Raw genomic sequence first — 12,405 nt, forward strand, 5'->3', positions numbered from 1 at the left:
TATAAAAGGGGTAGTATATGAGACAGATTATTTTTCACGAGGAAACGAAAACTTTCCATTTATACAATGAAAAAATCAGTTATATCTTATGTGTATTAGAAAATGGACATCTGGGACAATTATATTTTGGAAAACGACTTCATGATAAAGCAGATTTTTCTTATCTGGTTGAAAAATGTGGACGCCCAATGACATCATATATATATGAATGGGATCGTACTTTTTCATTGGAACATATCCGACAGGAATATCCGGTTTATGGTACGACAGATTACAGACATCCGGCAATTGAATTGTTGCAGGAAAATGGCAGCAGAATCAGTGAGTTCCAATATGAAAGCTATGAGATTATTGCCGGAAAACCGAAACTCTTCGGATTGCCGGCAACTTACACAGAGTCCGAGGAGGAAGCGCAGACATTGCGCATCTTTCTGAAAGACGCTTTGACTGGTGCAAAACTGGCGCTTTTATATACGATTTTTGATGAATATAGTGCAATTGCAAGAAGTGCTTATATTGAAAATGCCGGTGAGAAAAATCTGCATGTATTAAATATGATGAGCTTAAGCCTGGATCTTCCGGATAAGGATTATGAATGGATGCAGTTGTCCGGTGCATGGTCCAGGGAGCGCTATATAAAGAATCGAACATTGGAGCAGGGCATAACAGCTATCGACAGCATGCGCGGAAATTCTTCTCACGAACATAATCCGTTCCTTGCTTTAAAACGTCACAACACAGATGAAAATGCAGGAGAAGCAATTGGAATAAGCCTTGTATACAGTGGAAATTTCCGTATGCAGGCAGAGGTAGATACACATGATGTGACACGAATTACAGCCGGGATCAATCCGGAAGGATTCGATTGGAAATTAGAACCGGGAGAAAGCTTTCAGACACCGGAAGCAGTTCTGGTTTACAGTGAAAATGGATTAAATGGCATGAGTCAGACGTTCCAGAAGTTGTATGCTAAGAGACTTGCAAGAGGGTACTGGCGTGATAAGGCAAGACCGATTTTAAATAACAACTGGGAAGCAACTTATTTTGACTTTACAGAAGATCGCCTTGTAGAGATTGCAAGGAAAGCAAAAGAATGTGGAGTAGAACTGTTTGTCTTAGATGACGGATGGTTTGGCGCAAGAAGAAATGACAGAGCTGGTCTTGGCGATTGGGTGGCAAATGAAGAGCTTCTGCCAAATGGCATCAAAGGCCTGTCAGAAAGAATTGAAGCACTTGGATTAAAATTCGGTCTTTGGTTTGAGCCGGAGATGGTAAATAAAGACTCTGATCTTTATCGAGCACATCCGGACTGGATCTTACAGACACCGGGAAGAAATACATCACACGGCAGATACCAGTATGTACTCGATTTTGCAAGAAAAGAAGTAGTAGATCATATTTACGGAATGATGGCAAAGTTATTATCGGAGTCGAAAATCTCATATATTAAATGGGATATGAACCGAAGCATTACAGAATGCTACAGCAGCAAACTTCCTTCAGACAGACAGGGAGAAGTGTTCCATCGATATATTCTAGGTGTATATGATCTGTATGAACGTTTGACAAATGAGTTTCCAGAAGTATTATTCGAATCCTGCGCCAGCGGTGGCGGAAGATTTGACCCGGGAATGCTGTATTATGCACCACAGGGATGGACAAGTGATGATTCGGATGCAATTGAGCGTCTGAAGATTCAGTATGGAACTTCTATGTGTTATCCGCTCAGCAGTATGGGAAGCCATGTGTCTGTTGTCCCGAATCACCAGGTATTTCGCAATACCCCATTACATACAAGAGCGAATGTAGCATACTTTGGAACTTTTGGATATGAACTGGATCTCAACAAATTGACAGAAGAAGAGATCAAAGAAGTAAAAGAACAGATCACATTTATGAAAGAATACCGAGAAGTGTTACAGTTTGGAACATTTTATCGTCTGAAAAGTCCATTCGAAGGAAATGAGACGGTATGGATGGTGACAAATGAAGACCGCACGCTTGCAATCGTAGGATACTATCGTGTTTTAAATGGAGTGAATCAGCCGTATAGCCGTGTCAGATTACAGGGATTGAACCCGGATATGGTTTATGAAAATGTATGGAACCATACAGAAAATTACGGGGATGAATTAATGAATTATGGATTGATCACATCCGATGTGACAGCTGGTGAAGTGCCTGGGAATGTGACTCCTTGTACCGATTTTGAATCTAGAATATATATGCTGAAAGGCAAAAAAGTTCAGGAGGGAAGATAGAGCATGACGAAGACAAAAAGAATCAGCGGAATGGTACTGGGAATATTGTTTATTGGATTATGTGTATCTTTCTTACGACTTTCACAATTTGGCGTGGATCCATTCAGTGCAATGAATCTTGGAATCAGCGGATTTATCGGATGGAGCTTTGGAACGTGGCAACTGCTTGTCAATGCAATCATTCTTGTAGTTGTATTCTTTCAGGCAAGATCCTGTATTGGTTTGGGGACCATTATCAATATGGTATTTGTCGGATATATTGCAGATTTTATTTGTTATGTAGCGAATGATGTAGTGCAGATTCAGATGAATCTGCCACTGCGTATCCTTGCACTGCTGCTTGCTCAGCTGATGGCATCTATGGGAGTGGCACTATATATGGTCGCAGATATGGGAATCGCTCCATATGACAGCGTCGCAATTATAATCGAGAAACTGACACATCAAAAAATCCAATTCCATAAAGCAAGGATTCTTTCGGATGTTGTTGTTGTGATTATCGGAATTATATTTGCCACTGCATCTGGGGCGGGTATCTGGTCGGTAGTAGGGATTGGTACAATTATAAATGCCTGCTTCAACGGTCCATTGATTCAATTTTTTAAAACAAAACTGGAGAGATTTTACTTGTAAAATCTAAGGATTACAATTCTCCAATTCTTGCAAGGCTCATATCCAGAACGGATACGGGCCTTGCTTTTTCACCAGTAGCTTCATCCAAACCTTCATATTGAATAATGAACCCTTCTCTTTGGTAAAAAGAAATTGGATATACAGCGATAGCCCCTTATATTTTCGGAAATCGGAAAATAAAACTCGTTCCGATATCTTCGATACTTTCGACGTGAATGGTTCCATTGTGGAGGTTTACAATCCAGCGCACCATAGAAAGGCCGAGACCGGTACCGCCATTTTCTCTGGAACGGCTTTTGTCTATGCGATAGAAACGCTCCCAGATTTTGTCCAGGTGTTTCTCACTTATTCCAATACCATCATCTTTCACTTCACCGACAATCTGGTCATTTTCGACCTTCAGGATAACATGAATATGTCCATTTGTTTTTCCGTAATTGATGGCATTGGTTATTAAATTCATCATCATACGCAAAATCAATGTCTGGTCGCCGTTCATAAATAAGTCGTCCTGCTTTTGCAGGGTGATTTCAATATTTTTTTCCTGTGCTTTTGTCTGCAGTTCTTCTATTACAAGTTCGCTTAATAATCCAAAATCCAGTTTTTCCATCAGATGCTGCTCATCCTGTTCGTTTCTGGCGATCATTAACATTTCGCTTGTCAGCTTTGACATTCGTTTTGCCTGCCTTAAGATGACTGCAATCTCTTCTTTATCTTCCGCAGATAAGTTTTCATTTTCTAATAAGTACTCACATTGGGAAATGATAACAGCAACGGGAGTCCGCAGTTCATGGGATACGTCTGATGTGAATTGACGTTCCTTCTCAAACGAAAATTCCAAGCGCTCGAACATTTCGTTAAATTTCTCCGACAATTCGTATAATTCATCTTTTGCTTTTGGCAGAGACAATCGTTTGGAAAGATCTTTTCCATTGCTGATGTTTTCAACTTCATCGCAGATAAGATCCACCTGTCTCAATGCCCGCTTGATCATAAAATATCCGATGGCCCCAATCAGAATAATGAGTAATGGGAATACAATCAACAGCATTTTCTCGGATGTCTGCATGAAAAGTTCTATAGAATGTACGGAGGTAATTCCTCGTACCCACATTTCCTCATCATCACCGTAAGTGTAAACGCTGTCATATATCATCCATTTTCGATTTGATCTGGTTATCATTCGCGGTGTATTCGACTTGAGGATAGTTTCTTCTGGAAATTGGGTTGGAATCGTTCCATAAAGTAAGCGTCCGTTTTTGTCATAAATACAAAACATAATACCGTCATCGTAAAATTCGGTATCGCCGTCAAGATAAAAGGAATCATCCTGAAAATTAATATTTGAAGAGAAACCAGTCACTGCGGCACTGATTTCTTCTTCTGTCGCAGAAATTCCAACCCTATCCACAAAAAGAAGGACGAGAACTAAAATAGTCCCAAGAACTACGGCAATGATTCCGGTGTACCATAGCGTAATTTTTTTCTTGATCGTCAGCTGTTTCATTCGTTTTCCCTCATTACATATCCGACACCGCGAACAGTGTGGATGAGTTTTTGTTCATATTGTGCATCGATTTTTTTTCGCAAATAGCGAATGTATACGTCGATCACATTGGAACCACCTTCAAAATCAAAGTCCCACGCATTCTGTTCAATCTGCTGTCTTGTCATTACGATATTTTTGTTGCGCATAAGACATTCCAGAACCATAAATTCTTTTGCAGAAAGATCAATTTCATTTCCGGCTCTTGTAACCTTTCTTGTGTCACGATCCAGAATAAGATCTGCTATTTTTAGTTGATTGGATGTAAATTGTGGCTTTCTACGCATCATGACACGGATTCTTGCAAGCAGTTCTTCAAATGCAAATGGTTTGATCAGGTAATCATCGGCACCAAGATCCAGTCCTTTGACACGGTCTTCAATGCTGTCTTTTGCTGTCAGTAACAGAACCGGTGTATCATCTTCTCGTTGCCTTAATTCTCTTAAGATTTCATATCCGTCCTTTCCCGGCAACATGATATCAAGAATAATACCATCGTAGGAAGTCATATCGATATAAGCCATCGCTTCCAGACCATCCCCACAGGCATCTACACTGTAATGTTCCTTGACAAGCCTTTTTTTGACAATGTTTCTTAAATCATTCTCATCTTCTACAATCAGTAATCTCATAATGTAATTATTATAATACCAATCATTTTCGTGTGCTAGAGTCCTTTTTTTTCATTTTTTGAAATTACTATTTGTTTTAATTTTTTTTTAATCTTCCTCCTATATGATACATATAACAGCAAAAACAAAACATCCAAGAGACGGAAGGAGAACACATTATGAAAAAAATATTAGTAGTTTTATTATCTCTCACATTAATATTTGCTTTTACAGGATGCACTTCATCCAATAATGGAGCAGCAGAAGATATAGAAATTAAGACACAGGAAGTTGTGACATCAAATACAGATGACAATGATGATAATATCAGTAACACAGAAAACGTAGTAGAGAATGCGAACGAAAAGGATTATGATTTCTCTTCTTATGAAAACGATATCCGTAATATAACAAAAAGTGTAAACAATGCAAAAACATCTACAAATGCATCTGAGAATCACGAACAATTCTACGCTTTGAAAAAACAGGTAGACGCAGTCGATGACGAACTGGATAAGCTTGACGATGAATTTGAGTATGCTTACCAGATGAAAGAGATTAGCTTCGAGACATACAAAGCGAGAGAACGCACGATTGAAAAACTGGAAGATGAACTGGAATTAGCAGAAGAAGCACTGGAAAATAAATACGGAATTGATGATTAATTCCATATCGACTTCTTCAGAAACCATATCTGTCAGGGAATAACCAGAATCGCCCGGCACAGATTTTATATCACCTTCTTGAGTTTTACTTGGAATGGATGCTTGCGAAATGCTTTGAGTCGTTCTACTATGGTTTCGCCTTTCCAATTACTTTTTATCTTTTCAATTACGCCGGAGTAAACAAATTAATTCGATTACTAACACAAGTGATAGTGGCACCATATGAATAATCGGGTATTATGAATATAACATAATGAATAGAATATTCTTACCGGGGAGGCGAAAAAATATGGATAAAAAAAAGAATGAAAAATGGGAAATTGTAGGCGTATATCTGTTATTTATTATTGGATTGGTTGGATGCATCTTCTGCATATTCAATGAAATTAATAAACAAAAAGAGTTTGAAAATTCTACTGATATTCGAAGTGTGAGTGCAGTTATTACTCAAGCAAAAGAAGATAAAGAGTCTAGCAGGATAATAAAATATGATGTTAACTATTCATATGAAGTTGAAGGGGAAACTTATAAAGGAAGAGGCACCGTTTATCACAGAGTTAAAATAGGAGATGAAGACACTATAACTGTTTATCGAACTTCAAAAGGTAAATATAAAATAGAACCAATAGACAGTCCAATCGAGATTCTTATAGCTACTATAGGCGCTGTGCTTTGTATATTTATTCTGGTAGCTATGACGGTTGGCAGAATATTGGAAAAACGAGATAAAGAGAAGAACGAAGAATCGGATAATAAAGGGAAGAAGTCAAAGAGAAAATAGTAAATGACTAAGAGAAGAGGATGTAGAAATTGGGGAGATTATCCGGGGCGGACAGTCTCCCTAATTATCATATAGTAGTTTTAATGACGGAGACATTATATTAAATACGGACATAGCCGGTAGAATAGGCAAAGTCACAGGCACCTCCTTTGGAACAGAAATTCCATAAATGTTTGTCTGGCATTTTTGAGCAGCTTCCGGCTGACGGGGACATTACTTCCGTTATCAAGGCGAAAGCATGATCCGTCAAAATCAACGGCATGCTCCAGATTGATCACAACGCCCCGGTTACATTGATAGAAACGTGAGTCCATTTTCAGGGAGGTTGTGAAGGAATCAAAGGACTGGCGGGTGACCAGTTCCCTTTCACCGGCAGTGTGGATGTGGATCATGTGGGAAAAATGTTCAGCGTAGATTATTTCCCGGAAAGGAATCTGAATATTACTGCCGTTTACCTTTACATCTATGTATTTCCCGGAATCCGGGATGCGGGAAAGGATTTCATCTGCCAGTGCGGAAATATCATTTTCACTGTAGGGTTTTACAAGATAATGCAGAGCCCGGACCTGAAATCCCTCTAATGCGTGGTCAGTGGAAGTTGTTGTAAAGATCAGCAGACAGTCAGTGTCTGATTTTCGAAGTTCTTTTGCTGTATCAATTCCGTTAAATCCGTTCATATAAATATCCAGAAACACTACAGTGAAAGGACATTCCTTCGCTGAAGTGAGGAAAGTTTCTCCATTTTCATATTCAAATATATCTGCAAGGACATTGCGTCTGGAAAACTGAGATTCCAGTCTGTTTCGCAGCAGTGTCCGTTCTTCTGAAATATCATCAACAATTGCAATTTTCACACTAAATCTTCCTTATATATATTTATAAAATTCCGCTTGCTGAGACTTTTTCGTTACTGCACACTTCGTTCACAGTGACATTTTTTCATCTGTGCAATCGAATCCGCAGACAAGCAAGTGGTGTAGTTATTTCGAAAACGTTCTGGTAACAGTATATCACAAAACAATACCACGGAGTTGTAATTCGTGTCATTTTCTGTCATTTCGTGATAGGATTATTGAAATAATTTCTGACTTTTTTATAATGAGAATAATAAATGAAAGTACATTAAACGGAAAGGGAGGGGTGTTGTGTATAGTATTGCTATATTGACCGACCAGGAACAGGAAGGACAAGACAGTGCGGAATATATTAGAAATTACTTCAAAGAGAAGCATGTTTTTCCGCTGATTGAAATTTATCAGAATCAGGAACAATTTTTTGCATGGACATTGAAAACAGTACCGACAGTGGTGCTTCTCGCATTATCTGGGGTGTCCGGTCTGAATGTAGCAGAACATCTTCGTTCCCTGTATCCGAAATGTGGAATCATCTGGTGCAGTGACCTTGATTTTTCGCTTCATGCGTTCAGACTGCGGATAGAATATTTTTTTATGAAACCTGTGGAAGAGCAGAAAATAAAAGAAGGACTTTCCGTCTGGCTTGAATGTAAAAAAGTAAGATAAGAAAGACATTCAGGAGGAAAACAACATGAAGACAATCATAAAGTATGAACTGGTCATAAATGAAGCACTTAGATCCGCACTTAATTATCATACACCTGACGAGCAGATTAATGAATTTATCCGCTTTTTCGGAAGACATATCGGTTCTGACAGGATATATATTTTCGAAGATTGTAAAGAAAGGCATGGCACAGACAATACATATGAATGGTGTGCACAGGGAGTAGTTCCCGAAATAGGCAGATTGCAGAATGTAAATATGGATATAATAAAATGGTGACATTTCTTTATCCTCTGTTCTTTGAAATATGAAAGAAAAATTATCCCTTCATATAACGAAACGCTCAGAGCATGTTTTACAGTGGTCAAAAGCAAGTTTTTTGAGATTTCTGCATTTTTCCTGAAATTAAGTAAAGAATCAGGTTGTCTTTACATAATTTCCACTTTCAAAAAATAAAAAAATTTTGTTTTTGAAAGCGGCATCTTGCATATACTATTAGCAGACAGTATATGGATTATGACAGAGTATATGGGAATTTGAATCCATACACTCTATGATTTCATAAACTTGAATTTATCGATTTCTTTATTATCTAATCTGTTAGTAATCTATCCAACAGCATCTGCCTATTATTTATAAACATTTCTGTTACCTGGTAACTCTCTGTATCCTCATATTCGCACAGATGTATGCGTCCATTATCAAAACAATAGATATCTGCATCTGGTATTCCTAACAAAATTGGCGAATGCGTAACTATAATAAACTGTGCTCCCGCTTTTGCACATCTGTATATTTGCATCAACAATGTAAGCTGTCTCTGCGGCGATAATGCAGCTTCCGGCTCGTCAAAAAGATACAAGCCATTTGGATTCATATTATTCTGTGCTAATGCGAGAAAACTCTCTCCATGTGATTTTTCATGATATTTAGCGGAAGGATGTGTAATATCTGCATATTCTTCTTCCTGCGTTGCAACATTATAAAAGCTTTCTGCCCTAAGAAAATATCCCCACTTTTCCTTCCGATAGCCTTTGGCAATTCTTATCGCATCACACAACTCTGAATGTGTATCATGCGTAGAAAAAACATAATTCTTCGTTCCACCCTCAGGATTAAAACCATGTGCTACGGCAAGTGCTTCCAATAAAGTTGATTTACCGCTGCCATTTTCCCCTACAAAAAAAGTAATTGGTTTGTTAAAATCAAGTTTTTCAACTCCCTTAAAAGCCCTGATTTCCTTCAGATAACTATCCTTATCAATTTTATCCCAATCAAATATTACTCCTTGTATGAATTGATCATTCACCGAATCATCTCCTTGTAAAAAACACTTTCTAATCCCCATCTTCTTGCCCTTTAGACAAGAAGTATTCTTCACCTTCAGTTCGGTCAATCCCGATTTCTATTTTTGTTTCCATATCATGGTGTACTCTTTTTCACCAGTAGCTTCATCCAAATCTTCACATTGAATAATGAACCCTTCTCTTTGGTAAAAAGAAATTGCTCTGGCATTCTTCTGGTATACATTTAATCGTAAGCTAACTTTTTTATCCTTAATATAATCCAATAAAAGTTTACCTATGCCACATGACTGCATTTCATCAGAGACAAAAATACCTTCGATATATTCATCATTTAGTCCTACAAATCCTTGTATCATTTTATCCGCTTCAAACACATAGACTTCGGATTGTGACATCATTTCTTTTATTAGTTCATAATTACTTTTCCAGTATTGATTGGAAATAAAATAATGTGTTTTCAGATTTGTCTTTAACCATATGTCAGCAACTCTATCGATATCTCCGTTCAGCAACTTTCTAATCATAACCAATATTCTCCCCAACTATATCCTTTATGCTTTTCTCTTTTTTTCATTCTATCACAAGCTCACCATTAATCATTATTTTTTTGATATTTTTTCTTTTCCCCCACTGTAAAACAGGCTCTGAGCGTTTCGTTATATAGAGGGGTACATATATAGAGCAAGATCTACCCATGTATTACCGTATCGCCATTTTATGGCTACGGCATACCTCCGGGTAAGTCTCTTGATGGGGATTCCGATTCCCCATACCCTCCTCGTACAGACATCAAAGATATCTGTAGGCTCTCTATCAAAGATAATCGCAGCACTTTATATAACCGGAAGGGACAGCCGGTTAAAAAGTGTAATCGCACATCCAAGATGTCTTATCTAAAAGGAAGGAGGACTATGGCACCTAAGAAGAAAGAAAAGAATCTCAAGAGAAGTAACATCATCACATTAAAACTAACGGATATTGAATTGGCAGTGTTAAATGAAGCTGCTGACGTTACATGACTTTCTCGTTCTGAATGTATGAAAAAACTTCTGCTTGTGATACTCTCCACAAGTTCATGCATGGAAGAATCAACAATCTGCCACCGAAAAAGGAGAATCCAGAAGTACCAAAGAAGAGGAAATCTGTCCTTTTGCGTTTGTATAAACACCGCTGTGAGGTTGCAAAGAAACAGGGAAAGCCAATGCCGAGGCGGTATCAGGGGATGGAGATGGAGCGGAATCGTAAATAGGTAAGAAATGACAAAGGGTGTGGGAGAAATCTCATTGCCCTTTTTTGAAAAAGAATTGTGTGATATATAAAATAACCAAGTGAGAATTGTAAGTTTTGCTGAAAATATAAATGAACCGTTGAAAATATTGTGCATAAAATGATAAAATCAAAAATGTGGTGAATATAAGACATATTATTTTCGAGGAACAGAGTGATTTAGGGAATAGTATGTTTTTTAGTATGTTCAATTAGTAGATCCGATTTCGTAAGTTTAAGATCAAGATATAAATATTGAAGGAGCAATATGAAAATACGAAAATATGTGAAAAAAGATATTATAAAAGCAACCTCAATTTTAATTTTACTACTAGGATTATTGACTATTTTATATTTGTCAGAAATACAAAGTATATCAGGATATGTTGTACAAATTAATTATCCCAATAATATTGCTATAAAAGACGAATTTGAGAATGTATATTGGATAAAGCCATTTGGAGATTTTGAGGATAAATATGAGATAGGGGATGAGGTAAAAGTATATTATTATCCGAATTCAGAAGATGGATCCAATGAAAATACATTATCCCATTCTATTGTATTCAGTAGATGATGTTGTTATTTATGAAGGAGGCAACTAAATCAGAGCTAAACAAAAATTTAAATTGAGTGCTACTATTATAGGAATATGCTTTTTGTTACATGGAATACCTGTATTTGTAGCAGAATCAAGTGAAATGATTGAGTCTGATTTAAAGACTAATGAGATGAAGATAGTAGAAATTGAGGAACAAAATAGTGATTCAGTTGACTCATACATTCCAGAGGGAATCAAGTACTGGAATTCAAACATATGGAGCGATTATTGATGTTGATGATAGGTATAGAATTCCTGCTAGTTTATCAAGTACTACTTTCCCATATTGCTCTTATGGTGTTGTGAGTTGTACTTGGCCCGATGGAACAAGTTCATTTGGAACAGGATGGCTTTTTGGTCCGAACGATGTGGCAATAGCTGCGCATGTTGTATATAGTCAAGAGAATGGTGGATATCCTTCTTCTATTATTTTTTATCCCGGGGTTAATAACAGTGGATCAATAGTAGGGGCATCTTATAAGGCAACAATTGCGGTGCTACCGGCAACGTATCAAAGCGAACGTGATGCGACGAAAGATTATGCTTTTTTATCTTTAAAATCTAAAGATTACTTGCTGGATTAATGTTTGAAAAAGTGGCGTTGTCCTTGTCGAGTATTAATCCAGCAAGCTTGTAGTAGAATCAAATGGAATCAGTGCGTTTCTGACATAACATAATAATCATTATTTATAGATAATTTATAATTATATCTATTCCAAATAATACGCATTACTATGATAAAACAGATGTGAATAATTAAACGTATCAAAAAAGGCATTGGGAATATAATAATTATATTTGATTTTAAATACTTAGAAACAGAGGTACATAAAAATAATCCAAATAACACGAAGGCATCTGCTGATATATGACTTTGTGAAGAGGTTAAACTAAAGCGGGGAAGTATAAAGTAAGTTAAAATGGTAATTATTAAAGCTATTATGTTGTTAAAAATGGTAATAGTAGTTACGGCGTTAGGATATGAATACATTAACTCAGCTATACAAAAAGGAATAGATGATAATGAAAAGCTATATAAGGTGTATATTAGTGGCTCAAACTTTCGTTTTGGACAATTAGCAATAAAAGATTCGCAAAAGCTCTTTGTATCTGAAAGGTCAATACATTCTCCTCTGATTAATCGTTCAAAGTATAATGAGAGACTATGAAGAAAAGTCTGTAAATAAAAATCTTCTATGATAATGATTGAGCT

At 37.0% G+C, this 12,405-nt stretch carries 13 protein-coding genes; 8 read left to right on the top strand and 5 right to left on the bottom strand.

What is annotated here, in order from left to right:
- The first annotated feature begins 17 nt into the window (after positions 1–17).
- Together LI126_RS11175 and LI126_RS11180 are read left to right on the top strand one after the other, a co-directional pair.
- Complete coding sequence (locus LI126_RS11175; protein ID WP_227165397.1) at positions 18–2,261, top strand: alpha-galactosidase; 2,244 nt, start codon at positions 18–20, stop codon at positions 2,259–2,261.
- Between the two features lie 3 nt (positions 2,262–2,264).
- A complete protein-coding gene (locus tag LI126_RS11180; RefSeq protein ID WP_227165398.1) occupies positions 2,265–2,894 on the top strand; it encodes a YczE/YyaS/YitT family protein in 630 nt (209 codons plus the stop codon).
- A 154-nt stretch (positions 2,895–3,048) separates the two neighbouring features.
- On the opposite strand, the gene LI126_RS11185 is transcribed toward LI126_RS11180, so the two are convergent.
- Positions 3,049–4,401 carry a sensor histidine kinase gene (locus tag LI126_RS11185; protein WP_227165399.1) on the bottom strand — a complete coding sequence of 451 codons (1,353 nt, stop codon included), beginning with the start codon at positions 4,399–4,401 and terminating at the stop codon, positions 3,049–3,051.
- Positions 4,398–5,072 (bottom strand): response regulator transcription factor, encoded by a 675-nt coding sequence (locus LI126_RS11190; protein ID WP_055157894.1) that lies wholly within the window; start codon positions 5,070–5,072, stop codon positions 4,398–4,400. Before LI126_RS11190 ends, LI126_RS11185 begins: the two co-directional genes overlap by 4 nt.
- Positions 5,073–5,230: 158 nt before the next feature.
- Between LI126_RS11190 and LI126_RS11195 the strand changes: the two genes are divergently transcribed.
- Positions 5,231–5,716, top strand: coding sequence for an entericidin EcnA/B family protein (locus LI126_RS11195; protein ID WP_227165400.1), 486 nt, complete (start codon positions 5,231–5,233; stop codon positions 5,714–5,716).
- A 289-nt stretch (positions 5,717–6,005) separates the two neighbouring features.
- Positions 6,006–6,497, top strand: a complete 492-nt coding sequence (locus tag LI126_RS11200) for a hypothetical protein (protein WP_227165401.1) — start codon at positions 6,006–6,008, stop codon at positions 6,495–6,497.
- 134 nt (positions 6,498–6,631) lie between these two features.
- Here LI126_RS11200 and LI126_RS11205 read toward each other — a convergent pair whose 3' ends face one another.
- Positions 6,632–7,351, bottom strand: coding sequence for a LytR/AlgR family response regulator transcription factor (locus LI126_RS11205; protein WP_117498362.1), 720 nt, complete (start codon positions 7,349–7,351; stop codon positions 6,632–6,634).
- Positions 7,352–7,642: 291 nt separating this feature from the next.
- Here LI126_RS11205 and LI126_RS11210 point away from each other — a divergent pair, with 291 nt between their 5' ends.
- Both LI126_RS11210 and LI126_RS11215 read left to right on the top strand, forming a co-directional pair.
- On the top strand, positions 7,643–8,017 hold the full coding sequence (locus LI126_RS11210) for a response regulator (protein WP_227165402.1): 375 nt from the start codon (positions 7,643–7,645) through the stop codon (positions 8,015–8,017).
- Between the two features lie 25 nt (positions 8,018–8,042).
- A complete protein-coding gene (locus LI126_RS11215; protein ID WP_054754219.1) occupies positions 8,043–8,297 on the top strand; it encodes a hypothetical protein in 255 nt (84 codons plus the stop codon).
- 313 nt (positions 8,298–8,610) lie between these two features.
- Here LI126_RS11215 and LI126_RS11220 read toward each other — a convergent pair whose 3' ends face one another.
- Positions 8,611–9,327 carry an AAA family ATPase gene (locus LI126_RS11220; protein WP_117499557.1) on the bottom strand — a complete coding sequence of 239 codons (717 nt, stop codon included), beginning with the start codon at positions 9,325–9,327 and terminating at the stop codon, positions 8,611–8,613.
- Between the two features lie 96 nt (positions 9,328–9,423).
- Entirely contained in the window at positions 9,424–9,849 is a 426-nt protein-coding gene (locus LI126_RS11225) for a GNAT family N-acetyltransferase (RefSeq protein WP_117499555.1), read from the bottom strand.
- A 1,010-nt stretch (positions 9,850–10,859) separates the two neighbouring features.
- Between LI126_RS11225 and LI126_RS11230 the strand changes: the two genes are divergently transcribed.
- Both LI126_RS11230 and LI126_RS11235 read left to right on the top strand, forming a co-directional pair.
- Entirely contained in the window at positions 10,860–11,168 is a 309-nt protein-coding gene (locus LI126_RS11230) for a hypothetical protein (protein WP_227165403.1), read from the top strand.
- Between the two features lie 185 nt (positions 11,169–11,353).
- Positions 11,354–11,776: a trypsin-like serine peptidase gene (locus LI126_RS11235; protein WP_227165404.1), complete on the top strand. Its 423-nt coding sequence runs from the start codon at positions 11,354–11,356 to the stop codon at positions 11,774–11,776.
- Positions 11,777–12,405 lie beyond the last annotated feature (629 nt).

Origin of the sequence: Mediterraneibacter sp. 210702-DFI.5.30, from assembly GCF_020560115.1 — a bacterium.
GTDB lineage: Bacteria > Bacillota > Clostridia > Lachnospirales > Lachnospiraceae > Mediterraneibacter > Mediterraneibacter faecis.

Bases quoted from the DNA above. Each gene is read 5' to 3' on its own strand.
- LI126_RS11175 (WP_227165397.1), top strand. From the start codon at position 18: ATGAGACAGATTATTTTTCACGAGGAAACGAAAACTTTCCATTTATAC.
- LI126_RS11180 (WP_227165398.1), top strand. From the start codon at position 2,265: ATGACGAAGACAAAAAGAATCAGCGGAATGGTACTGGGAATATTGTTT.
- LI126_RS11185 (WP_227165399.1), bottom strand. From the start codon at position 4,401: ATGAAACAGCTGACGATCAAGAAAAAAATTACGCTATGGTACACCGGA.
- LI126_RS11190 (WP_055157894.1), bottom strand. From the start codon at position 5,072: ATGAGATTACTGATTGTAGAAGATGAGAATGATTTAAGAAACATTGTC.
- LI126_RS11195 (WP_227165400.1), top strand. From the start codon at position 5,231: ATGAAAAAAATATTAGTAGTTTTATTATCTCTCACATTAATATTTGCT.
- LI126_RS11200 (WP_227165401.1), top strand. From the start codon at position 6,006: ATGGATAAAAAAAAGAATGAAAAATGGGAAATTGTAGGCGTATATCTG.
- LI126_RS11215 (WP_054754219.1), top strand. From the start codon at position 8,043: ATGAAGACAATCATAAAGTATGAACTGGTCATAAATGAAGCACTTAGA.
- LI126_RS11225 (WP_117499555.1), bottom strand. From the start codon at position 9,849: ATGATTAGAAAGTTGCTGAACGGAGATATCGATAGAGTTGCTGACATA.
- LI126_RS11230 (WP_227165403.1), top strand. From the start codon at position 10,860: ATGAAAATACGAAAATATGTGAAAAAAGATATTATAAAAGCAACCTCA.